The organism is Streptomyces sp. NPDC055962, from assembly GCF_042270185.1.
Taxonomy (GTDB): Bacteria; Actinomycetota; Actinomycetes; order Streptomycetales; family Streptomycetaceae; genus Streptomyces.
Genome location: NZ_JBHJYN010000005.1, coordinates 20944 through 42250, shown reverse-complemented (window position 1 = coordinate 42250; position 21307 = coordinate 20944). Strand labels below are relative to the sequence as shown.

Genomic DNA, 21307 nt, shown 5'->3' with positions numbered 1-21307 from the left:
TTCGTCGTGGCGCTACCTCACTTCTTGCGGCCGCGCTTCTCGCGCACCCGCACCGAGATGTGCAGCGGCGTGCCCTCGAAGCCGAACTCCTCGCGCAGCCGGCGTTCGACGAAGCGTCGGTAGCCGTGCTCCAGGAAGCCGGACGCGAACAGCACGAACCGGGGCGGCTTGGTGCCCGCCTGGGTGCCGAAGAGGATGCGGGGCTGCTTGCCGCCGCGCACCGGGTGCGGGTGGGAGGCGACGATCTCACCGAGGAAGGCGTTCAGCCTGCCGGTGGGGACACGGGTCTCCCAGCCCTCGATCGCGGTCTCGATCGCCGGGACCAGCTTCTCCATGTGGCGGCCCGTGACGGCCGAGACGTTGACGCGGGGCGCCCAGGCGACCTGCGCGAGCTCCGTCTCGATCTCGCGCTCCAGGTAGTAGCGGCGCTCCTCGTCGAGGGTGTCCCACTTGTTGAAGGCGAGCACGATCGCGCGCCCCGCCTCCACGGCCATGGTCACGATCCGCTGGTCCTGGACGCTGATGGACTCGCTCGAGTCGATCAGGATGACGGCGACCTCGGCCTTCTCCACGGCGGCCGCGGTGCGCAGCGAGGCGTAGTAGTCCGCGCCCTCCTGGAGGTGGACCTTGCGGCGGATGCCGGCCGTGTCGATGAACTTCCAGGTGATCCCGCCGAGCTCGATCAGCTCGTCGACCGGGTCGCGCGTGGTGCCGGCGAGCGGGTTGACGACGACGCGGTCCTCGTTGGCCACCTTGTTGAGGAGCGAGGACTTGCCGACGTTGGGACGGCCGATGAGCGCGATGCGGCGCGGGCCGCCGAGCGCGGCGCCGAAGGACTGCGCCGGGGCCTCGGGCAGGGCCTCCAGCACGGCGTCCAGCATGTCGCCGGTGCCTCGGCCGTGCAGGGAGGAGACCGGGTGCGGCTCGCCGAGGCCCAGCGACCAGAGCGCGGTGGCGTCGGCCTCGCCGCTCTGTCCGTCGACCTTGTTGGCGCACAGGACCACGGGCTTCCCGGCGCGGCGCAGGAGCTTGACGACGGCCTCGTCGGTGTCGGTGGCGCCGACGGTGGCGTCGACCACGAAGACGACCGCGTCGGCCGTCTCGATGGCGTACTCGGCCTGGGCGGCGACGGAGGCGTCGAGGCCGAGTACGTCCTGCTCCCAGCCGCCGGTGTCGATGACCTTGAAGCGGCGGCCGGCCCACTCGGCCTCGTAGCTGACGCGGTCACGGGTGACGCCGGGCTTGTCCTGGACGACGGCCTCGCGGCGGCCGATGATCCGGTTCACCAGGGTCGACTTGCCGACGTTCGGGCGGCCGACGATGGCGAGCGCGGGAAGCGGTCCGTGACCGGCCTCGCCGATCGCGCCCTCGACGTCCTCGGGGTCGAACCCCTCCTGCGCGGCGAGCTCCATGAACTCCGCGTACTCGGCATCGCCAAGTGCTCCGTGCTCGTGGTCCGAGCCGCCGGAGTGAATCTGGTCGTTCATGAAGTCCGTTCCTCTTTGCATCATCATCGATGGGCCACGATCGCGCGGCCCACTACTCAAGTCTTAACAGGGCGCCCGGTGAGACGCCTGGCGTTTTCCAGGTGGGCGGTCAGCTCGGCCTGGATCCGCAGGGTCGCCTCGTCCAGCGCCTTCCTGGTGCGCCGCCCGCTGCCGTCACCGGCCTGGAAGGCGTCGCCGAAGACGACGTCGACCCGGCTGCGCAGCGGGGGCAGCGCCCGTATCAACCGTCCACGGCGCTCCGTGCTTCCCAGGACCGCGACGGGGACGATGGGCGCCCCGCCGCGCACCGCGAAGTACGCGAGCCCCGCACGCAGGGAGGCGAAGTCGCCTTCGCCCCTGGTCCCCTCGGGAAAGATCCCGAGGACACCGCCGTCGTCCAGTACGCCGAGTGCCTGCGTGATGGCGGTGCGGTCGACGGTCGTGCGATCCACCTTGAGCTGACCGATTCCGCGCAGGAACGGGTCGAGGGGGCCGACGAACGCCTCCTTCTTGATCAGGAAGTGGACGGGCCGGGGCGCGGTGCCCATCAGCATCGGCCCGTCGAGGTTGTGCGCGTGGTTCACCGCGAGTATGACGGGTCCCGTGGTCGGGACCCGCCACGCACCCAGCACGCGGGGCTTGAACAGCCCGTACATGAGCCCGATGCCGATCCCGCGCCCGACGGCCGCCCCGCGCAGCGTCGGCGCGGCAGTGGCTTCGGTCACTTCACGGCCTGCTTCTCCCCGACGAGGGTGACGACGCACTCGATGACCTGCGTGAGGGTCAGGTCGGTCGTGTCCACCTCGACGGCGTCGCCGGCCTTGGCCAGCGGCGAGGTCTTGCGGCCGGAGTCGGCGGCGTCCCGCTTGACCAGCGCCTCCTGGGTGGCTGCGAGGTCGGAACCCTTGACCTCGCCGCTGCGGCGGGCGGCGCGCGCCTCGGGAGAGGCGGTCAGGAAGATCTTGATGTCGGCGTCGGGCAGCACGGTGGTGCCGATGTCACGGCCCTCGACGACGATGCCCCGCTCGGCCTCGGCGGCGATGGTGCGCTGCAGCTCGGTGATCAGGGCGCGCACCTCGGGCACGGCGCTGACCGCGCTGACCTTGGAGGTGACCTCCTGGGTGCGGATCGGACCCGAGGCGTCCTCGCCGTCGACGGTGATCGTCGGGGCGGACGGGTCCGTCCCGGAGACGATGACCGGCTTCGCGGCGGCCGTGGCGATCTCGGCGGCGTCCGTCACGTCGATGCCGTTGTTCAGCATCCACCACGTGATCGCCCGGTACTGGGCGCCCGTGTCCAGGTAGCTCAGGCCGAGCTGGGCGGCGACGGCCTTGGAGGTGCTCGACTTGCCGGTGCCGGAGGGGCCGTCGATGGCGACGATCACTGCGGCCGGGGCGGTCCGGGCGGCGGCGCTTACGGTTTCCACGGTGGTGGACACCTTCCTGGTACACGGGGGTGGGTGGAGCGGGGCAGGGCAGACTGAGGGCGGCCTCCCCCAAGGTTACCGAGTACCGGAAGCACGTTTGTACCCCTGTCTCCGGGACGGTCCTCAGTGCCTGATCGACCAGCCGCGCTCGCTGAGGGCGGTGCTCAGCGCGGGTGCGGCGCTCGGCTCGACCATCAGCTGGACCAGTCCGGCCTGCTGACCGGTGGCGTGCTCGATGCGCACGTCCTCGATGTTGACACCGGCCTTCCCCGCGTCGGCGAAGATCGCGGCCAGTTCGCCCGGCCGGTCGCTGATGAGCACGGCGACGACCTCGTACGACGCCGGGGCTGCCCCGTGCTTGCCGGGGACCCTGACGCGGCCGGCGTTGCCCCGTCGCAGGACGTCCTCGATGCCCTCGGTGCCCGTGCGGCGCTCGACCTCGTCGGCGGACTGGAGACCGCGCAGCGCCCGGACCGTCTCGTGCAGGTCGGTGGCGACGCCCGCCAGGACGTCGGCCACCGGGCCGGGGTTGGCGGAGAGGATCTCCACCCACATCCGGGGGTCGGAGGCCGCGATGCGCGTGACGTCCCTGATCCCCTGGCCGCACAGGCGTACGGCGGTCTCGTCCGCCTCCTCCAGCCGGGCGGCGACCATCGAGGAGATCAGCTGCGGGGTGTGGGAGACCAGGGCGACGGCGCGGTCGTGGGCGTCGGCGTCCATGACCACCGGGACGGCCCGGCAGAGCGCGACCAGTTCCAGGGCGAGGTTGAGGACCTCGGTGTCGGTCTCCCGGGTCGGGGTGAGGACCCAGGGACGGCCCTCGAAGAGGTCGGCGGTGGCCGCGAGGGGCCCCGAGCGCTCCTTGCCGGCCATGGGGTGCGTGCCGATGTACGGCGTGAGGTCGGCGCCGAGCGCCTCCAGCTCGCGGCGCGGGCCGCCCTTGACGCTGGCCACGTCGAGGTAGGCGCGGGCGATCCCGTCCCGCATGGCCGCGGCGAGCACGGAGGCGGTGTGGGCGGGCGGCACGGCGACGATCGCCAGGTCGACGGGGCCTTCGGGCGCCTCGTCCGTGCCGGCGCCGAGCGCGGCGGCTGTCTGCGCCGAGGACGTGTCACGGTCGGCCAGGTGGACCTGGACGCCGCGCCCGGCGAGGGCGAGGGCCGCCGAGGTGCCGACCAGGCCCGTTCCGATGACGAGGGCTGTTCTCACTGGGCGATGTCCTTGCGGAGGGCGCCGGTGGCGCCGAGGTAGACGTGGCTGATCTCGGCCTTGGAGAGATACGTCTCCACGTGGGCGAGTATGCGGACGACACGGGGCATGGCCCCGTCGATGTCCAGCTCCTGGGCGCAGATCAGCGGTACGTCGACGATGCCGAGGCCGCGGGCGGCGGCTGCCGGGAAGTCGCTGTGCAGGTCGGGGGTGGCGGTGAACCAGACGCTGATCAGGTCGTCGGGGACGAGCTGGTTGCGCTCCAGGACCGCGGTGAGGAGCTCGCTCACCCGCTCGTCCATGTGAGCGGCCTCGTCCTGCTCCAGCTGGACGGCTCCACGGACTGCTCGTACCGCCACGTCGTACCCCTCGTCGCCTCGTTCTGTGTGCCCTTTCAGCCTAGAGGGGCGACGGGTGGGCCGGTCACCGGTGCCCTGTCCGTGAGACGCGGGAGGGGGACGCCTCCCCGCTGCCCACCCGGTCGGGCGCATCCACCGCCCGGTTGCGGGACCCGGGCGCCGGGCGGGGTCACGATGCCTGTCATCGGCCCTGCACGACCCCCCGGCGAGGAGAAGCATGAACGCACGGCGAAGGACGGTCCTGACCGCGGGAGCGGCGGCACTGGCGACCGGCTGCGGCTCGTCCGGCGGCGGGGACGGCGGTGAGGAGAGCTCCCCCGCCGCTTCCGGCGGCGCGAGTTCCCCGGCCGCCTCCGGGGGCGCGGAGCTGGCGACGGTCTCCGAGATCCCGGCCGGGGGCGGGAAGATCTTCAAGGAGCGCAAGATCGTGGTGACCCAGCCGGTCGCCGGGGAGTTCAAGGCCTTCTCCGCGGTCTGCACCCACGCCGGGTGCATCGTCGCCTCGGTCACCGACGGCACCATCGACTGCGCCTGCCACGGCAGCCGGTTCAGCATCGAGGACGGGGCCGTCGAGCACGGCCCGGCCACGCGGCCCCTGCCGGCCGAGAGGATCACCGTCGAGGGCGACAGCATCCGGCTCGGGACGGGCGCGTAGCCTCGCGCGCATGATCACCCCCGATGGCGTGCGGCTCGTGCGGGAGCACACCGTCTACGCGTGTGTGATGGGCTCCCGCGCGTTCGGGCTGGCCACCGAGGACAGCGACACCGACCGGCGCGGGGTCTTCCTCGCACCGACCCCGCTGTTCTGGGGCTTCGCGAAGCCGCCCTCCCATGTCGAGGGGCCCGCCGACGAGCAGTTCTCCTGGGAACTGGAACGCTTCTGCGAGCTGGCTCTGCGGGCCAACCCCAACGTGCTGGAGTGCCTGCACTCCCCGCTCGTGGAGCGGGTCGACGCCACGGGCGAGGAGCTCCTCGGGCTGCGCGACGCCTTCCTGTCCCGGCAGGCCCACGGGACGTTCGCGCGCTACGCCCTGGGACAGCGCCGGAAGCTGGAGGCCGATGTCCGCGTGCACGGCAGCCCGCGGTGGAAGCACGCCATGCACCTGCTGCGGCTGCTCGCGGTCGGCCGGGACCTGCTGCGGACGGGCGAGCTGCGGATCGAGGTGGGGGACGCGCGTGAGGATCTGCTGTCGGTGAAGCGGGGCGAGGTCCCGTGGGCCGAGGTGGAGCGCCGGATGGCGCGCCTGGCCGGCGAGAACGAGGAGGCGGCGGCCCGCTCCCCGCTCCCGCCGGAGCCGGACCGGGAACGGGTGGAGGCGTTCCTGGTCCGGGCCCGGCGGGCATCGGCGTGCGGTTAGGCGGTGTGCCCGCCCGGGCCCGGCGGGCGGGTGGCTCGTCGTGTCCCGGCGGGCGGCCGGCTCAGGGGGTGTCCGCCGGGCGGCGGGCCACCCAGAGCTCACGGGTGGACCGCACGACCAGGTCCTCGCGGTGGCGCACGTCGCCAGGACCGCCGTCGAGCAGGGCGGCGAGGGCGTCGAGGTCCGCGGGGTCGATCCGGCCTTCGAGCGCGCCACGGATGCGGTCGAGGACGAGGTGTGCGTAGGCACCGGCCTGGGCCGGCAGCGGGGCCCGCAGCTCCAGCGGCTCCGTGCGCTCGTATGCGACGGCAAGTCCCGCCGCGGTCAGCAGGGTGCCCCAGTCGGCGCCCATGTGCGGCACCTGCTCGGCGTTGACCGCGCCGAGGGCCTCGCGGCAGCGGGCCTCCAGGCCGGGACGGTCCGCGACGGCGTCCTCGGGGAGGAAGCGCGGCATCCCGTCCATCTCCGCCACGGCGACGAGTCCGCCGGGGCGCAGCGCGGCGTGGACCCCGGCGAGGGCGGCGGCCGGGTCGTCGACGTGGTGGAGCGAGGCCGAGGCCCAGACGAGGTCGGCGTCCGTGATGCCGGCGAGCCCGGTGCCGGCGTCCGTCTCCAGGGTGCGGACCCGGTCGCCCAGGCCCTTCGCCCGCGCCCTCTCGGTGAGCAGGGCGAGCATCGAGGGAGAGCTGTCGACGGCGGTGACGCGCGCGGCGGGGAAGCGTTCCAGGAGGGCGAACGTGCCGGTCCCCGTGCCCGCCCCGAGGTCGACGATGTGCGAGACGCCGTCACCGGCGAGCTCGGCGATCCCGCTGGTCACCGCGGTGAGGTACGGGGCGAAGAGCTCGGCGTCGAGGTCGAGCACGGCGACGAGGAGGGCGTCGTCCTGGGCGGTGTGCCCGTGCGCGTGGCCGTGGTTCCCGCCGTGCTCGTGGCCGCCTCCGTGGCCGTGGTTCCCGCCGTGGCCGTGGTGGTGGGCGGTGCCGTGCGGCTCCGGGGTGGGGGCGTGGGGTGTGGAACGTGTCATGGGACCGAGCCTACGGAGATTTGCGCGCAGCGCATACTCTCTTGCCCATGACGCAAGAAGGCAGTGATCTCGACGGCCTCGTACGCAAACGGGTCCGGGCTCTGCGGGCCGCCCACGGCTGGTCGCTCGACGACCTCGCCGCCCGCTGCCACCTCAGCCCTTCCACGCTCAGCCGGATCGAGACGGGGCACCGCAGGATCGCGCTCGACCAGCTGACCGCGCTCGCCCGGGCGCTGGGCACCTCGCTCGACCAGCTCGTCGAGACGGCCGCTGACGACGTCGTCATCAACCCCTCGCACAATCCCGCACGAGGGCTGACGCAGTGGGCGATGCGCGCCGATCCCGGTGTCACCGTGGCCAGGATGCGGCTGACCGATCCCCCGCCCGAGGGCCCGGCGGCGCTGAAGGCCCATCCCGGCCGCGAGTGGTTCACGGTGCTGTCCGGCACGGTCCTGCTGGTCCTGGGCGAACGGCGGCTGCGCCTGGTGGAGGGGCAGGCCGCCGAGTTCAGCACGATGCTGCCGCACGCGCTGGGCGCCGTCGGCGGCCCGGCCGACGTCCTCGGCATCTTCGACCGGGACGGCCGCCGCTCCCATCTGCGCGAGGACGCCTGAGAGCGCGGCCGTCCGGCCGTCAGGAGGTCCGGCCGTCAGGGGGCCTCGCGCAGCCGCACGCGTACGACCAGGTCGTGCAGCGCGTCGAAGCCCGAGGGGGACTCCGCGAGCCCCGACCGGGCCTGCGCCTCGTCGAGGACGGCGTGGAGCGCCTCGACGTCGCGCGCGGCCGACGGCCGGTCCACCGTCGACGCCGGTCCGTGCTCGGCGCCGGCCTTCGCCTCGATCAGTTCGGGCAGGTAGTGCGGCCCGGTCACCTCGTCCAGCAGGGCCGGCAGGTGGGCCACCAGCCTGCCGGTCCGCATCAGGTGGATGCCGGTGAGGAGCGCGCGGAACGTGTAGAGGAGCGGCTTCAGCTCGCCGGACCGCTCGAACAGGCGCCACTGCGTGCCGGCGAACCCCCGGTAGTGGTGGGCGTGGTTGCGGGTCACCACCAGCGGGGCCAGGGAGGCGAGTTCCGCGTGGAGGGGCGTGGTGTGCACCACCAGCGGCGAGAGCAGCTGCTCCAGCACGTTTCCGTTGGGCTTCAGCATGAGGCGGACGAATGTGCGGAGGTCGTGGGTGACGAGGTCCATCTCGGTCCCGTCGTGGTCCCACATCCGCGAGCGCGTCTCCTCCGGCTCACGGAGGCCGACGAGATCCTCCGCGGGCAGGACGTGGACCCCCCGCAGGTCCACGTCCGAGTCCCGCGAGGGGAAGCCGTACAGATGGGCGCCCGAGACCGTGGCGAACAGGAGCGGGCAGGGCTCCTCGGCGAGGACCGGGGCCAGGTCGGTGACCGGCAGCCCGGCCCGTCGCAGGAGCGTCGTGTCGCTGTGCATGGGTCAAGCGTCCCAGAGCGCCGCCAGGGACAGCAGGTCGCTGCGGTACTCGATCCGCTCCGACCACTCCTTGGGCCAGGCGCCCGCCCCCAGGTGCGCGCCGGCGAGCGCGCCCGTCAGGCAGCCCAGGGAGTCGGAGTCACCGCGGGTGCAGGCGGCCCGGCGCAGCGCGGTGACCGGTTCCTCGGGGAAGAGGAGAAAGCAGTGCAGGGCCGTCGCGAGGGCCTCCTCGGCGACCCAGCCGTCTCCGGTGGCCTCGCAGGGGTCGGTCTCGGGGGACGGGGCCCGCAGGGCGTCCTGGACCCGGGCGAGGGCGGTGAGGCACTCGTCCCAGCCGCGCCGGATGTACGCCTCGGGCGAGGGGTCGCCCGCGAACCGCCAGAGGTCGCCGAGCCAGCGCTCCGGGTAGCGGCCACTGTTCTCGTAGGCGTAGCTGCGCAACTGGCCCACCAGGCCCATCGGTTCCGCGCCCTGGGCCAGCAGGAACACCGCGCGTGCCATCAGGTCGGAGGCGGCCAGCGCGGTGGGGTGGCCGTGGGTCAGTGCGGCCTGGAGCTGGGCGGCGCCGGCGCGCTGTTCCTCGCTGAGACCCGGCACGAGACCGACGGGTGCGACGCGCATGTTCGCCCCGCAGCCCTTGGAGCCGGTCTGGCTGGCCTCCTGCCAGGGACGGTCGCCGTCGAGCAGGCGGCAGGCGGTCATGCAGGTGCGGCCGGGGGCGCGGTTGTTGTCGGGCGAGTGGTACCAGTCGACGAACTCCTCGCGGACGGGGCGCACCAGCCGCAGCGGGGTGAGCAGTCCCCGGTCCATGGCAGTGCGTATGCCGCGGCCCAGGGCGAGCGTCATCTGGGTGTCGTCGGTGACGAAGGCGGGCTTCGGCAGCCGCATCCGGCGCCAGGGCCCGCACTTGGCGAGGATCGCGGGGACGTTGTCGAACTCGGTGGGGAAGCCCAGCGCGTCGCCGAGCGCGAGCCCGGTCAGCGCGCCCGTGGCCGCCTGTTTCGTGAGAATCCTTGTCGGGATCATGATGTCCGTCCTTCCGGGCGTCCTTCCGGGCGCAGCAGTGGAGGGTGCAGGGCGGTGGCGGCACCCGCCCGGTAGAGGGCGGCCGGCTTTCCCCGTCCGCCGGTGCGGCGCGGCGGTCCGTCCACAGCCTGGACGAAGCCGGGCGTGGTGAGGACCTTGCGCCGGAAGTTGGGCCGGTCGAGCTCGACGCCCCAGACGGTCTCGTAGACCTGCTGGAGCTCGCCGAGGGTGAACTGGGCGGGGCAGAACGCGGTGGCCAGACAGGAGTATTCGAGGCGCGCCCCGATCCGGTCGTGCGCGTCGGCCAGGATGCGGTCGTGGTCGAAGGCGAGCGGTCCGGTGCCGCCCGCGTCCCACCACTGCGCGTGGGCCGCGTCCCCGCCGCCCCGGGGTTCCGGGAGGTCGGGCACGAGCGCCGCGTAGGCGACGGAGACGACCCGCATCCTGGGGTCGCGGTCCGGGTCGGTGTAGGTGCGCAGCTGTTCGAGGTGGAAGCCGCACACGGACTTCTGGGTGAGCCCGGTCTCCTCGGCGAGTTCGCGGCGGGCCGCCTCCTCGGCGGACTCCCGGGGCAGGACGAATCCGCCGGGCAGCGCCCACCGCCCCTTGTAGGGGTCCTGGCCTCGCTCCACGAGCAGGACGTGGAGCCGTGCTTCGCGGACGGTGAAGACGGCGAGGTCGACGGTGACGGCGAAGGGGGCGAAGGCATGGGGGTCGTACCCCTCGGGGGCGCTGCTCATCGGATCTCCGGCAGCGGCGCGGTGAAGTGCCAGCCGTCGGCGAGCAGTCGGTCCACGGCGGCGACCGCCGTGGCGAGGCGCTCGTCGCGGTCCCCGGTGATCTCGATGAACGTCCTTCCCGTGCGGGTGAGTTCCGCGCGGAAGCGGTCCGTCATCCAGGGCCTCAGCTCCTCGCCGTCGCGCAGCCCGTCGTCCTCGAAGGCGACTCCGTCGTGGTCGGTGAGGAGCCACAGGTGGTGGGCGACCCGGTCGGCGGTCTTCTCGACGAGCGGGTTGCGTCCGCCGATGTAGCGCTCGTGCCAGACCGTGGTGGCGAAGGAGTCGGTGTCGCAGATCAGCACCGGGGATCCCACCCGCGCGGCGGCCTCCTCCCGGGCGTTCTGGGTCTCGGCGACGAGGGGGAAGTCGTCGGTGGTGAAGGTGACGTCCTCCCACTGGGCGCCCGGCCACCGCTCGCGCAGGGCGGCGAGTTTCGCCTCGCTGAACTCCCGTCCGTACTCGGCGACGCAGCGGGTCCCCGCCCATACGCCGCCGCGCTTCCGGTAGTGGTCGGCCAGGGCACGGGCCAGGGTCGTGGTGCCGGTGGACTCGGCGCCGAGGACGACGATCCGGCGGGCGAGCGCCGCGCGCACGGGCGGCTCCAGGTAGTCCCAGCAGCGGACGGGGTCGGCGCGTACGGCGGTGCCGGAGACGGGGAACAGGGTGCGGCCGGGGTCGACGAGGACGGACTCGGCGCCGAAGCGGCGGGCCAGTTCCGCGCCGTAGGCCTCCGAGGTGAAGACGGCGTCGACCCGTTCGGGCACGGCAGCGCTGAAGACCTCCATGTGCGCGTCCCAGACGGCCTCGTCCGTGACGTCCATGGGGTGGTCGTCGACGGTGCCCACCACTCGTACGTCGGGGTGGGCCTCCTTCATCCAGGCGACCCGGTCGGCGAGCGGTACGGACTCCACGGAGGCGGCGCAGACGAGGACGGTGAGCCGCTCGCAGCGGTCCCGCGCGGTGCGGACGAGGTGGTGGTGGCCGGCGTGCGGCGGGTAGAACTTCCCGAGGACGAGGCCGTGCCCGTGGCGCTTCATACCGGCACCACCGCGCCCTCGCGCCGGTACACGACCAGGTCCTTGTTCCAGCTGCGCAGCCCGAAGAGGCAGAGCGTGAGGAAACCGGCGTAGAGCAGGGAGGTCAGATAGAGCTCCTTGTACGCGTAGAGCGGGATGTAGACGACGTCGGCGGCGATCCACAGCCACCAGGACTCGACGCGCTTGCGGCACTGCCCATACGTCGCCATGAGCGAGAGCGAGGTGGTGAGGGCGTCCCAGAACGGCACGGTCGAGTCCGTGGCCCGGGACAGCAGCAGGGTGAGACCGGCGGTCCCCGCCGCCCCCGCCGCGAGCAGCCAGGTCCACTCGGCGCGGGTGGTGCTCCGCACCGGCAGGACCGTCGCACCTGGTCCACCCCCGTGGGTCCAGGTCCACCAGCCGTACGCGGCGAGGGAGATGAAGACGATCTGCAGGCCGGCGTCGGCGTACAGACCGGACTGGGCGAACAGCAGGATGAAGAACAGGTTGTTGGCGATGCCGATCGGCCAGTTGGCGAGGTGCTGGCGGGCCACGAGCCAGACGCACAGCGCGCCGCTGCCGAAACCCAGCACCTCGGTCCAGCTGACCGGGGTGTCCAGGACGGTCACCAGGGGCTGCTGCAGGGGATCGAGTACGTCCGCGAGCGTCACGCCGCCTCCTTCTTAATGGTCACTCTGACTATAAAGGGGGAACGGCGGCAGCAAAAGGCCCGCGGCCGGTTCCTGTTCGAAAATGAACGAGGAACCGGCCGCGGGCCGTTCGGGAGGGCGAGCGGTCTAGAGACCGACCTCGCGCATCAGCATGCCCACCTCGGTGTTGGTGAGGCGGCGCAGCCAGCCCGACTTCTGGTCGCCCAGCGGGATCGGCCCGAAGGACGTCCGCACCAGGCGGTCGACGGGGAAGCCGGCCTCGGCCAGCATCCGGCGGACGATGTGCTTGCGGCCCTCGTGGAGGGTGACCTCGACGAGGTAGTTCTTGCCGGTGTTCTCGACGACCCGGAAGTGGTCGGCGCGGGCGTACCCGTCCTCCAGCTGGATGCCGTCCTTGAGCCGCTTGCCCAGGTCGCGCGGGAGCGGCCCCTGGATGGCGGCCAGGTAGGTCTTCTTCACGCCGTACTTGGGGTGCGTCAGACGGTGGGCCAGCTCGCCGTGGTTGGTGAGCAGGATGATGCCCTCGGTCTCGGTGTCGAGACGGCCGACGTGGAACAGCCGGGTCTCGCGGTTGGTGACGTAGTCGCCGAGGTTCTGGCGGCCGTCCGGGTCCCCCATGGTGGAGACGACACCGGCCGGCTTGTTCAGCGCGAAGAAGAGGTACGACTGGGTCGCGACCGTCAGGCCGTCGACCTTGATCTCGTCGTGCTGCGGGTCGACGCGCATGCCCTGCTCCAGGACGATCTCGCCGTTGACCTCGACCCGGGCCTGCTCGATCAGCTCCTCGCACGCCCGGCGGGAGCCCATGCCGGCGCGGGCGAGGATCTTCTGCAGCCGCTCGCCCTCCTGCTCGGCGCCCGGGTGCGTCTTGGGCGTCCTGATCTCGGGCTTGTCCGCGTAACGGTCGCGGTTGCGCTGCTCGATCTTGGCGTCGAGCTCGCGGGGACGGGACGGGGCGCCCACACGGCGTCCGCCCTTGCTCACGTTCTGCGAGGGCTTCGGGCCGCCCTTGGCCCCGCCGCGGGCCGCGGCGCCGCGGCCCTTGCGGGGGCCGCCGTCGCCGCCCGGCTTGTCGGAGCCGACGTCGTAGCGGCGCTCCTCGGGGCGGGGCCTGCGGGGGCGCTGCTCCTGCTGCTTGTCGTCACGCTCGGAGCGGGAGACCCGGGGGTTCGGGTTGCTGTTCCTGCCGGTGCCGGTGTTGTTCCTGTTGCCGCTCCAGCCGCCGCCGCTGCCGCCGCTCCTGCCGCCGCCACCGCTCCGGCCGCCGCCGCTGTTGCCGCCGCCGCTGCCGCTTCCGCTGTTCCTGCCACTGCTTCGCATCAAAAATCCGTCTTGTCGTGTGCGTGAGTATCCGGGGTGTCCGGTGCGTCCGGATCGAACGACGGCACACCCTCTAGCGTCTCAGCCTCGATCGCGTCCGCCTCCGGGAGGAAGGGCGCGAGCTCCGGGAGCTCGTCCAGGCCTCGCAGGCCCATGCGCTCCAGAAAGTAGTTCGTCGTCCTGTACAGGATCGCACCTGTTTCGGGTTCCGCGCCCGCCTCCCCGACGAGACCCCTCTGGAGCAGGGTCCGCATGACGCCGTCGCAGTTCACCCCGCGCACCGCCGAGACCCTCGACCTGCTGACCGGCTGACGGTACGCGACCACCGCGAGCGTCTCCAGCGCCGCCTGGGTGAGCCGGGCGTGCTGGCCGTCCAGGACGAAGCCCTCGACCGCCTCCGCGTACTCCGGGCGGGTGTAGAAGCGCCAGCCTCCGGCGACGAGCCTGAGGTCGAACCCGCGGCGCTGGACGGTGTACTCGTCGGCCAGTTCCCGCAGGGCGTCCGCGACGGCCCTGCGGGGCCGCTGGAGGACCTTGGCGAGGTGTTCCTCGGTCGCGGGCTCGTCGACGACCATGAGGACCGCCTCCAGGGCGGGCTTGAGGTCGAGCCCCGCGACCGCGGCGTCGCGTCCGTCGTCGTCCGTGCTCATGCCTGTACGTCCTCCTGCGGCTCGCGCGTCTCCTGGTCGAACTCGTCCGTGACCACCGGTTCCACCCCTTCGCCCCCGGCCCAGCGGACCAGGAGCTCGCCGAGGGCCTCCTCCTGGTCGAGTGCGACCGCCTTCTCCCGGTAGAGCTCCAGGAGCGCCAGGAACCGGGCGACGACCGTGAGGGTGTCCGCCGCGTCCTCGGTGAGCGCCCGGAAGCTGATCTCACCCTCCGTGCGCAGTCGCGCCACCACGATCTCCGCCTGCTCGCGCACGCTCACCAGGGGCGCGTGGATGTGGTCGACGTAGACCTGCGGCTTCGGCTTCGGCTGCATCGCCTTCACGGCGAGCCGGGCGAAGCCCTCGGGGCCGATGCTGATCACGACCTCGGGCAGCAGCTCGGCGTACTGGGGCTCCAGGCCGACGGTGCGGGGGTGGCGGCGGGACTCGGACTCCAGGCGGTCGCTGAAGATCTCGGCGATCCGTTTGTACGCGCGGTACTGGAGCAGCCGCGCGAAGAGCAGGTCCCGCGCCTCCAGGAGGGCGAGGTCCGCCTCGTCCTCCACCTCGGCCGTGGGAAGGAGCCGGGCGGCCTTGAGGTCGAGCAGCGTCGCCGCGACGACGAGGAACTCGGTGGTCTGGTCGAGGTCCCAGTCAGGCCCCATGGCGCGGATGTGGCCCATGAACTCGTCGGTGACCTTCGACAGCGCGACCTCGGTCACATCGAGCTTGTGCTTGGAGATCAGCTGGAGGAGAAGGTCGAAGGGGCCCTCGAAGTTGACCAGCCGCACGGTGAACCGCCGGTCGTCACCGGCCTCGGGGGCGGCCTCCCGTGGTTCACCGGGCTCGGCGGGTGCAGGGGCGCCCGGAGGGGCGGGAGGGCTCCCGAGGGGGCCGACGGCGTCCGGGACGGCCTCAGGGGCCTCCGTGGCCGCCTCGGCGCCGGACGGGGCCGAGGGAGCCGCTTGGGCCTCCCGAGGGGCCGCAGAGGCCGCAGGGGCCTCAGGAGCCGCAGGGGTCTCAGGGGCCTCAGGGGTCTCAGGAGTCGCCGGAACGTCAGCGGCCCGTGTCCCCGGGCCGCGGCCGAGGGCGCGGCGGGTCGGGCGGGGCGGGTCGTCGGCAGTCGGCATGTGCTGGGGTCCAGGAGTGCGGCGGGAGGCGGGCGGTGGGCCCCGGGGGCGGGACCGCGTACGGCGGCCCTCCCCCGGCAGGCTACCGGCGCGGGGCCGGTCAGCGGCCCCGCAGCCTCCGTACGAGGATGCTCGCGTCGCCGCGCGACTCCAGGTCGGCCAGGACGACGGCGACGGCCTCCCTGACGATGCGCCCGCGGTCGACCGCCAGCCCGTGCTCGCCGCGCAGGACGAGGCGTGCGTGCTCGAGGTCCATCAGTTCCTCGGCCGACACGTAGACGGTGATCTTCTCGTCGTGGCGCTCCCGGCCACTGGGCCGCCGGTTCGCGCCCCGGCCGCCCCCGCCGCCGCGTCCGCGCTGCGGCTGGACGGTGGGAGCCGCCTCCTGGGGCGGCGCCGTACGGGCCCGGGGCGGCGCCGGTGCTCCTTGGCCGTCCCCGTCGGCGCGGCTGCGGGAGCCGCCGCCGTCGGCGTCCGCCGCGGAGTGCTCCTCGCCGGACGCCCCGGCGGACGTGTCACCGTGTGCCGGCGCGCCGCCCTGCCCGGCGTCCGCCGCCGGATCGCCGCCTCCGGCAGGTGCGGGGACCCGCGCCTCGCCGTTCGCCTTGCGTCGCCGCTCGGCGGGGGACGAGGCCTGCAGGCCCATGCCCCCGGTGGTACGGAACAACTCGTCGGCCCCCGGCAGACTCACTCGGCGTGACACCGGGCGAGCACCTCCCTGGCGAGCTGGCGGTAGGCGGCGGCACCGACGGAGTTCGACGCGTACGTGGTGATGGGTTCACCGGCGACCGTGGTCTCCGGGAAGCGCACGGTGCGTCCGATGACGGTGTGGTAGACGTGGTCGTCGAAGGCCTCGACGACACGTGCGAGCACCTCACGGCTGTGCACCGTACGGGAGTCGTACATGGTGGCGAGGATGCCGTCCAGCTCGAGCTCGGGGTTGAGCCTCTCCTGGACCTTCTCGATGGTCTCGGTGAGCAGCGCGACACCGCGCAGCGCGAAGAACTCGCACTCGAGCGGGACTATCACCTTGTGAGCTGCCGTCAGGGCGTTCACGGTGAGCAGACCGAGCGAGGGCTGACAGTCGATCACGATGTAGTCGTAGTCGGCCATCAGCGGCTTGAGGGCGCGCTGCAGCGTCGACTCCCGGGCCACCTCGCTCACCAGCTGCACCTCGGCGGCCGAGAGGTCGATGTTGCTCGGGAGCAGGTCCATGTTGGGCACGGCCGTCTTCAGCAGGACCTCGTCGGCCGCCATGCCCCGCTCCATGAGCAGGTTGTAGACGGTGAGGTCGAGCTCCATCGGGTTGACCCCGAGGCCGACCGACAGGGCTCCCTGCGGGTCGAAGTCGACGAGCAGGACGCGCCGGCCGTACTCGGCGAGCGCGGCACCCAGGTTGATGGTCGACGTGGTCTTGCCGACGCCGCCCTTCTGGTTGCACATCGCGATGATCTTCGCGGGACCGTGGTCGGTCAGCGGACCGGGAATCGGGAAGTACGGCAGCGGCCGGCCGGTCGGGCCGATCCGCTCGCGGCGCTGGCGGGCCGCGTCGGGCGCGAGCGTGGCCGCGTACTCCGGATCGGGCTCGTATTCGGCATCGGGGTCGTAGAAGTGCCCCTCGGGCACCTCGGCGAAGTCGGCGAAGTGGGCGGTCTCCCGGCCACTTTCGTTGCCGGCCATGGCGTTCACGTGTAGGCCGTCCATCATCTGGGGGGCTGTCGTCATGTGCTGGTGGGTGGCGAAGGTGCGGACAGCGACGGAGCCGACAGCTTCGAGCCCGATCGGGCTCAGACCCCGTGCGGGCATCCCTGGTTGACCACCCCCAGGAGTAATTGTCGACTCATTCACAAGTCGTCTTACCTCCTTGGATGTGACCAGGAAACTTATCGATAGGTCAGCGTGGCACCATGCCGACGATTGGCGACTCTATGGCGTGTCACCGGTTCGCAGCAACACAATCCGCCGGACCCGGCCCGATGTGTCGGCAATCGAACACCCCTCTGTCAAGAGCACGGAGCGCCCGGGGCGCACCTTTCGCGGGGGTGCAAAACGGGTCGAGGGTTACGTCTCCGGCGAGTTGCTCCGGAGCCTCTCATGCGTCCGGCCGGACCTTGCTGGGCAAGGTCCGGCCGGACGCGCGAGGTTGACGGAGCGGGTTGACCCGCTCAGCCGAGAAGGGTGCTCAGCTCGACGTGGTCGAGACCGTGCGCCTCGGCCACTCCGCGGTAAACCACCTGGCCGTCATGGGTGTTGAGACCCTTGGCGAGAGCGGCGTCACGGCGCAGGGCGTCGGCCCAGCCGCGGTTCGCGAGCTCCAGGATGTAGGGCAGCGTGGCGTTGGTGAGGGCGTACGTGGAGGTGTTCGGCACGGCACCCGGCATGTTCGCGACACAGTAGAAGACCGAGTTGTGGACCATGAAGGTCGGTTCGGCGTGCGTGGTCGGATACGAGTCCTCGAAGCAGCCGCCCTGGTCGATCGCGATGTCGACAAGAACACTTCCGGGCTTCATCTTGGCGACCAGCTCGTTGGTGACCAGCTTCGGCGCCTTCGCACCGGGGATGAGCACGGCGCCCACGACGAGGTCCGCCTCGACGACGGCCTTCTCCAGCTCGAGGGCGTTGGAGACGACGGTCCGCACCTTGGTGCCGAAGACCTTGTCCGCCTCGCGCAGCTTGTTGATGTCCTTGTCGAGCAGCGTCACGTGGAAGCCGAGCCCGACGGCGATCTGCGTGGCGTTCCAGCCGGAGACCCCGCCGCCGATCACGACGGCCCTGGCCGAGCCCGTACCGGGGACGCCGCCGGGGAGCACACCGCGCCCGCCGACCGAGCGCATCAGGTGGTAGGCGCCGACCTGCGGGGCGAGCCGGCCGGCCACCTCGGACATGGGGGCGAGCAGCGGCAGCGCGCGGGTCGCGGTCTCGACCGTCTCGTACGCGATGGCGGTCGTGCCCGACTCCAGCAGCGCGTCCGTGCACGCACGGGAGGCGGCGAGGTGCAGGTACGTGAAGAGCGTCTGACCCTTGCGCAGGCGGTGGTACTCCTCGGCGACCGGCTCCTTGACCTTGAGCAGCAGGTCCGCGGCGGCCCAGACCTCGTCGGCGGTCGGGAGGATCGCCGCACCGGCGGCGACGTACTCCGCGTCCGGGATGGAGGACCCCTCACCGGCGTGCTGCTCGACGAGGACCTGGTGGCCGTGACGGACGAGCTCATGCACTCCGGCAGGGGTGATCGCCACCCGGAACTCGTTGTTCTTGACTTCGCGGGGGATGCCGACCTTCACGTCGATCACGGTCCTTGGCTCGGAGATGTGCTCGGGCATGACGGGACGTACCCGTATGAACCAAGCATAGGGGGAGACACCGCAGAGATACGCGGCAGAGCCATCATTAATGAAGGGCTTCCCGCTGTCCAGCCTTACAAAGCATTAAGTTTTGGCGAAAGCACTACGGATTTCGTAGGCCGGGCCCTACTCCTCCAGCAACCTGTCGGCCGCCGCCCGGTGCAGCCGGGCCGCCGCCGGGTCCCCGAGCCGGTCCAGGGTGTCGGCCAGCCGGAGCTCCAGTGCGGCCTGAAGACGCACGTCACCGGCCCGGCGCGCCAGGTCGACCGCCTCCCGGCAGGTGTGCAGCGACTCCTGCGGGCGCCCCGCGTACTCCTGCACGCGCGCGGCCTCGCTGAGCGCGCGCGCCTGGGCCGGCAGGTCCCCGAGCCTGCGGTGGCCGGCGGCCGCCGCCCGCCAGTTGCGCAGGGCCTCGCCGTAGCGCCCGGCATACGTGTGGACGGCTCCCAGCCGTCCGTACAGCCGGGCCTCGTCGGCCCGCTCCCCCTGGCCGAGGCGCTGCGCGAGGGCCCGGCCGTACCAGTCGGAGGCCCGGTTGAAGTCCCCCAGCTCGGCGTAGGCGCCGCCTGCGGATTCCATCGCACGGCCGGTGGCGTAGAGGTCGTTCGCCGCGCGCCCGGCGTCCAGCGCGGCCCGGTAGCGGGCCAGCGCCTCCCGGGTACGGCCGGTCCTGGCGTCCAGGTCGGCGAGGTTGAGCAGGGCGGCGGCCTTCTCGCGGGGCAGGTCGCGGCGCTCCGCCACATCGAGGACCAGGCCGTGCAGCCCGTACAGCACGGGGGCGGCCTCCTCCGTCCCCCGGTGCACGGCGAAGGCCCGGACGAGCGCGGCCACCAGCCGGCGGGCGAGCGTGTCCAGGTCCCCCTCCCGCACCGCGGAGCGCGCGGCGGCCAGCAGCGCCGGCTCCCGGCTCCGCAGCCACTCGGCGGCGGACTCGGGGTGGGGAAAGCGCAGGGAGCGCGGCAGCCCCGCCAGCCTGCGGCGGGCCGGGGAGTCCTCGGGGTCGGTGATCGCACGGCAGGCCTGGAGCCTGCGCACGGTCCGCTCCAGCATCCTCGCCCTGGCCAGCTGGATCTCGGCGGGACGCTCCCGCTCCTCCAGCACTGCACGCACCAGCGGGACCAGGCAGCCGGGCACCTCGTACAGCGGCTGCTCCGCCCCGTTGGACCTGAGCAGCCCGAGCCGGACGAAGTCGTCCAGGGTGGTCCGGGCGGCCGACACCGAGCACCCGGCCAGTGCGGAGGCGGTGTGGGCGTCGGCGAGTCCGGCGGGGGCGAGGGCGAGCAGCCGCAGTGTCCCGGCGGCGGCCGGTGGCAGCGAGTCGTGGACGAGCCGGAAGGCGCGGGCCAGCGGCCGGGCGCCGACGGGCTGGTCGGCGTCGTGCTGCTGGTCGCGCAGCTGCTTGGCGACGTCCGCGACCGACGCGCCGGGGCGGGCGGCGAGCCAGCCCGCGACCAGGGTCAGTGCGGCGGGCTGCCCCTCGCACTCCTCCGTGAGCGTCTCCGCGGTCCGCGGGTCGACGGTGATGCGGACCTGCCCGATCGTGCGGGCGAGCAGCTGGACGGCGGAGCCCGCGTCGAGTCCGCCCAGAGTGCAGGGGCGGACGCCGGGGATGCCGGTGAGAGGGCCGGTCGCAGTGGCGACGACCAGGCAGTCCGGGTTGTCCGGCAGCAGCGGATCGACCTGTTCGGCGTCGATCGCGTCGTCGAGCACGATCAGGGCGCGGCGCGCGGCGAACGCCTCGCGGACCATCCCGGAGAGTTCGTCCTCGTCGGCCCCCGGCGGGGCGGTGACGGAGAGGAGGTCCAGGAGCCCGCGTGCGGTGCGCTCCGGGGGGACGCGCTCACCCCCGGGTTCGGTGAGCGGGACCCGGAAGACCCCGTCGGGGTAGTCGCCGGGTTCGGCGAGGCGGCGGACGAGTTCGGAGGCGAGGGCGGTGCGTCCGGATCCGGGCCGCCCGGCGATGAGCAGGACCCGGGCGCGGGCTGCCTTGCGGCCCGCGAGAGTATCCAGACCCGCTCGCCCGACGTCTTCCTGAAGGGCTTTCAACTCGCGTTCGCGGCCGAAGAATTGGGCTGGCGAGGCGACAGGCGGTTCCTTGGCTCCCGCCGTCCCCGCCGCTCCGGCCGGGCCGTTGGTGTCCACCGCCTGATCGGTCACGGGCCACGCTCCACTTCACTGCACGCGGTTGCCCGCCGGAACTCCGGGCGGGACCTTTCGAGCGTAGTTCAGTGGTGCGTGCGATCACGGCCGAGCGCGGCGGTGAGGTCCCTCGATCGGATCAGCTTTTCGTACGATCGCCACCCTCGGCTCACGGGTCCGAAGGCCCGTTCGGCCGCACACCCACAGGCCCCGTTCGGCCGCGGCCCGTCGTGTCGCCCCCGTTCTGCCGTGCCCCGGCCGGCCCCGGTGAGGGCGGACCGGAGCCGACGGACCGTCAGGCCTCGAAGGGGCGGGCCGGCCAGGGCGCCTCGGCGGGCCGCAGCGCGTCCACACCGTCGCCCGCGAGGACCGCGGTCAGCGACAGGACGCCCACGACCAGGCAGTTGTTGTGCAGATCCCCGGCGAGGACACCCCGTACGAGCTCCTCCAGGGGCACCCTGGCCTGCTCCATGTCGGCCTCCTCCTCGGCGACCTCGAAGCGCTCGCCCTCGGCCTCGGAGAGGTCCCGGGCGAGGAAGATGCGCACGGCTTCGTCGCAGCCGCCGGGCGTGGTGTAGACGTCGGTCAGCACCCGCCAGTCCTCGGCCTTGACGTGGGCCTCCTCGTACAGCTCGCGCTGCGCGGCGTGCAGCGGGTTCTCGCCGGGGATGTCGAGCAGCCCCGCCGGGATCTCCCACAGCTTGTGGCGCACCGGGTGCCGGTACTGCCGCAGGACGAGGACCCGGCCGTCGTCGTCGAGCGCGAGCACGGCGACGGACCCGGGGTGGACCTGGTAGTCGCGGCTGTGGACGCTGCCGTCGGGCATCACGACGTCGTCGGTACGGACGCTGGTCTTGTTACCGGTGAACGGGGTCACCGTCGCGGTGACCTGCCACTCCTCGGGCGTGTCCTGGAAACCCATGTACGTCCTCCCACGAAC

Annotated in this window: 22 protein-coding genes; 3 read left to right on the top strand and 19 right to left on the bottom strand. The window is 72.7% G+C overall.

All coding sequences use genetic code 11. The features are described 5' to 3' along the window. Positions 1-17 precede the first annotated feature (17 nt). The 5 genes from der to aroH all read right to left on the bottom strand — a co-directional run bounded on the left by der (position 18) and on the right by aroH (position 4481). On the bottom strand, positions 18-1487 hold the full coding sequence (gene der / locus ACFC51_RS16335; RefSeq protein WP_376377186.1) for a ribosome biogenesis GTPase Der: 1470 nt from the start codon (positions 1485-1487) through the stop codon (positions 18-20). A 56-nt stretch (positions 1488-1543) separates the two neighbouring features. Beyond that, on the bottom strand, positions 1544-2212 hold the full coding sequence (locus ACFC51_RS16330; protein WP_376377188.1) for a lysophospholipid acyltransferase family protein: 669 nt from the start codon (positions 2210-2212) through the stop codon (positions 1544-1546). Further along, complete coding sequence (gene cmk, locus ACFC51_RS16325; RefSeq protein ID WP_376377190.1) at positions 2209-2925, bottom strand: (d)CMP kinase; 717 nt, start codon at positions 2923-2925, stop codon at positions 2209-2211. Before cmk ends, ACFC51_RS16330 begins: the two co-directional genes overlap by 4 nt. A 111-nt stretch (positions 2926-3036) precedes the next feature. Continuing rightward, the gene (locus tag ACFC51_RS16320; protein WP_376529273.1) at positions 3037-4122 is read right to left on the bottom strand and encodes a prephenate dehydrogenase; all 1086 of its coding nucleotides are present in this window, start codon (positions 4120-4122) and stop codon (positions 3037-3039) included. Beyond that, complete coding sequence (gene aroH / locus ACFC51_RS16315) at positions 4119-4481, bottom strand: chorismate mutase (RefSeq protein ID WP_376377193.1); 363 nt, start codon at positions 4479-4481, stop codon at positions 4119-4121. The genes ACFC51_RS16320 and aroH overlap by 4 nt, the downstream gene beginning before the upstream one ends. 217 nt (positions 4482-4698) lie before the next feature. Between aroH and ACFC51_RS16310 the strand changes: the two genes are divergently transcribed. Together ACFC51_RS16310 and ACFC51_RS16305 are read left to right on the top strand one after the other, a co-directional pair. Further along, positions 4699-5136, top strand: coding sequence for a Rieske (2Fe-2S) protein (locus tag ACFC51_RS16310; protein WP_376529271.1), 438 nt, complete (start codon positions 4699-4701; stop codon positions 5134-5136). A 10-nt stretch (positions 5137-5146) separates the two neighbouring features. Then, positions 5147-5839, top strand: coding sequence for a DNA polymerase beta superfamily protein (locus ACFC51_RS16305; RefSeq protein ID WP_376529268.1), 693 nt, complete (start codon positions 5147-5149; stop codon positions 5837-5839). A gap of 61 nt (positions 5840-5900) precedes the next feature. Here ACFC51_RS16305 and ACFC51_RS16300 read toward each other — a convergent pair whose 3' ends face one another. Further along, the gene (locus ACFC51_RS16300; RefSeq protein ID WP_376377198.1) at positions 5901-6863 is read right to left on the bottom strand and encodes a class I SAM-dependent methyltransferase; all 963 of its coding nucleotides are present in this window, start codon (positions 6861-6863) and stop codon (positions 5901-5903) included. A 47-nt stretch (positions 6864-6910) separates the two neighbouring features. Between ACFC51_RS16300 and ACFC51_RS16295 the strand changes: the two genes are divergently transcribed. Further along, positions 6911-7477: a helix-turn-helix domain-containing protein gene (locus tag ACFC51_RS16295; RefSeq protein ID WP_376377200.1), complete on the top strand. Its 567-nt coding sequence runs from the start codon at positions 6911-6913 to the stop codon at positions 7475-7477. Between the two features lie 35 nt (positions 7478-7512). Here ACFC51_RS16295 and ACFC51_RS16290 read toward each other — a convergent pair whose 3' ends face one another. From ACFC51_RS16290 to ACFC51_RS16230, 13 genes are all read right to left on the bottom strand, one after another. Further along, positions 7513-8298: a DNA polymerase beta superfamily protein gene (locus ACFC51_RS16290; protein ID WP_376377201.1), complete on the bottom strand. Its 786-nt coding sequence runs from the start codon at positions 8296-8298 to the stop codon at positions 7513-7515. A 3-nt stretch (positions 8299-8301) separates the two neighbouring features. Beyond that, positions 8302-9324, bottom strand: a complete 1023-nt coding sequence (locus tag ACFC51_RS16285) for an ADP-ribosylglycohydrolase family protein (protein WP_376377203.1) — start codon at positions 9322-9324, stop codon at positions 8302-8304. Beyond that, a complete protein-coding gene (locus ACFC51_RS16280; RefSeq protein WP_376377205.1) occupies positions 9321-10064 on the bottom strand; it encodes an NUDIX domain-containing protein in 744 nt (247 codons plus the stop codon). Before ACFC51_RS16280 ends, ACFC51_RS16285 begins: the two co-directional genes overlap by 4 nt. Then, complete coding sequence (locus ACFC51_RS16275; protein ID WP_376377207.1) at positions 10061-11140, bottom strand: AAA family ATPase; 1080 nt, start codon at positions 11138-11140, stop codon at positions 10061-10063. Before ACFC51_RS16275 ends, ACFC51_RS16280 begins: the two co-directional genes overlap by 4 nt. Next, a complete protein-coding gene (pnuC, locus tag ACFC51_RS16270; RefSeq protein WP_376377208.1) occupies positions 11137-11790 on the bottom strand; it encodes a nicotinamide riboside transporter PnuC in 654 nt (217 codons plus the stop codon). Before pnuC ends, ACFC51_RS16275 begins: the two co-directional genes overlap by 4 nt. 126 nt (positions 11791-11916) lie before the next feature. Further along, entirely contained in the window at positions 11917-13110 is a 1194-nt protein-coding gene (locus ACFC51_RS16265) for a pseudouridine synthase (RefSeq protein WP_376377210.1), read from the bottom strand. Then, complete coding sequence (scpB, locus tag ACFC51_RS16260) at positions 13110-13760, bottom strand: SMC-Scp complex subunit ScpB (RefSeq protein WP_376377212.1); 651 nt, start codon at positions 13758-13760, stop codon at positions 13110-13112. Before scpB ends, ACFC51_RS16265 begins: the two co-directional genes overlap by 1 nt. Next, positions 13757-14887: a segregation and condensation protein A gene (locus ACFC51_RS16255; protein WP_376529266.1), complete on the bottom strand. Its 1131-nt coding sequence runs from the start codon at positions 14885-14887 to the stop codon at positions 13757-13759. The genes scpB and ACFC51_RS16255 overlap by 4 nt, the downstream gene beginning before the upstream one ends. A gap of 100 nt (positions 14888-14987) precedes the next feature. Then, the gene (locus ACFC51_RS16250; protein WP_376377216.1) at positions 14988-15590 is read right to left on the bottom strand and encodes a hypothetical protein; all 603 of its coding nucleotides are present in this window, start codon (positions 15588-15590) and stop codon (positions 14988-14990) included. Then, positions 15575-16693, bottom strand: coding sequence for a ParA family protein (locus tag ACFC51_RS16245; protein WP_073751114.1), 1119 nt, complete (start codon positions 16691-16693; stop codon positions 15575-15577). Before ACFC51_RS16245 ends, ACFC51_RS16250 begins: the two co-directional genes overlap by 16 nt. A 359-nt stretch (positions 16694-17052) precedes the next feature. Further along, positions 17053-18168 (bottom strand): alanine dehydrogenase, encoded by a 1116-nt coding sequence (gene ald / locus ACFC51_RS16240; RefSeq protein WP_376377250.1) that lies wholly within the window; start codon positions 18166-18168, stop codon positions 17053-17055. 186 nt (positions 18169-18354) lie between these two features. Continuing rightward, positions 18355-20385, bottom strand: a complete 2031-nt coding sequence (locus tag ACFC51_RS16235) for a tetratricopeptide repeat protein (RefSeq protein WP_376377218.1) — start codon at positions 20383-20385, stop codon at positions 18355-18357. Between the two features lie 277 nt (positions 20386-20662). Then, complete coding sequence (locus tag ACFC51_RS16230; protein ID WP_376377220.1) at positions 20663-21289, bottom strand: NUDIX domain-containing protein; 627 nt, start codon at positions 21287-21289, stop codon at positions 20663-20665. Positions 21290-21307: the final 18 nt, after the last annotated feature.

Excerpts from the sequence above, each read along its gene's own strand:
- ACFC51_RS16290 (WP_376377201.1), bottom strand. The coding sequence starts at position 8,298 with ATGCACAGCGACACGACGCTCCTGCGACGGGCCGGGCTGCCGGTCACC.
- ACFC51_RS16305 (WP_376529268.1), top strand. The coding sequence starts at position 5,147 with ATGATCACCCCCGATGGCGTGCGGCTCGTGCGGGAGCACACCGTCTAC.
- ACFC51_RS16285 (WP_376377203.1), bottom strand. The coding sequence starts at position 9,324 with ATGATCCCGACAAGGATTCTCACGAAACAGGCGGCCACGGGCGCGCTG.
- ACFC51_RS16265 (WP_376377210.1), bottom strand. The coding sequence starts at position 13,110 with ATGCGAAGCAGTGGCAGGAACAGCGGAAGCGGCAGCGGCGGCGGCAAC.
- ACFC51_RS16255 (WP_376529266.1), bottom strand. The coding sequence starts at position 14,887 with ATGCCGACTGCCGACGACCCGCCCCGCCCGACCCGCCGCGCCCTCGGC.
- ACFC51_RS16245 (WP_073751114.1), bottom strand. The coding sequence starts at position 16,693 with ATGCCCGCACGGGGTCTGAGCCCGATCGGGCTCGAAGCTGTCGGCTCC.
- ACFC51_RS16230 (WP_376377220.1), bottom strand. The coding sequence starts at position 21,289 with ATGGGTTTCCAGGACACGCCCGAGGAGTGGCAGGTCACCGCGACGGTG.
- ACFC51_RS16280 (WP_376377205.1), bottom strand. The coding sequence starts at position 10,064 with ATGAGCAGCGCCCCCGAGGGGTACGACCCCCATGCCTTCGCCCCCTTC.
- der (WP_376377186.1), bottom strand. The coding sequence starts at position 1,487 with ATGAACGACCAGATTCACTCCGGCGGCTCGGACCACGAGCACGGAGCA.
- ACFC51_RS16310 (WP_376529271.1), top strand. The coding sequence starts at position 4,699 with ATGAACGCACGGCGAAGGACGGTCCTGACCGCGGGAGCGGCGGCACTG.
- scpB (WP_376377212.1), bottom strand. The coding sequence starts at position 13,760 with ATGAGCACGGACGACGACGGACGCGACGCCGCGGTCGCGGGGCTCGAC.
- ACFC51_RS16295 (WP_376377200.1), top strand. The coding sequence starts at position 6,911 with ATGACGCAAGAAGGCAGTGATCTCGACGGCCTCGTACGCAAACGGGTC.
- ACFC51_RS16300 (WP_376377198.1), bottom strand. The coding sequence starts at position 6,863 with ATGACACGTTCCACACCCCACGCCCCCACCCCGGAGCCGCACGGCACC.
- ACFC51_RS16275 (WP_376377207.1), bottom strand. The coding sequence starts at position 11,140 with ATGAAGCGCCACGGGCACGGCCTCGTCCTCGGGAAGTTCTACCCGCCG.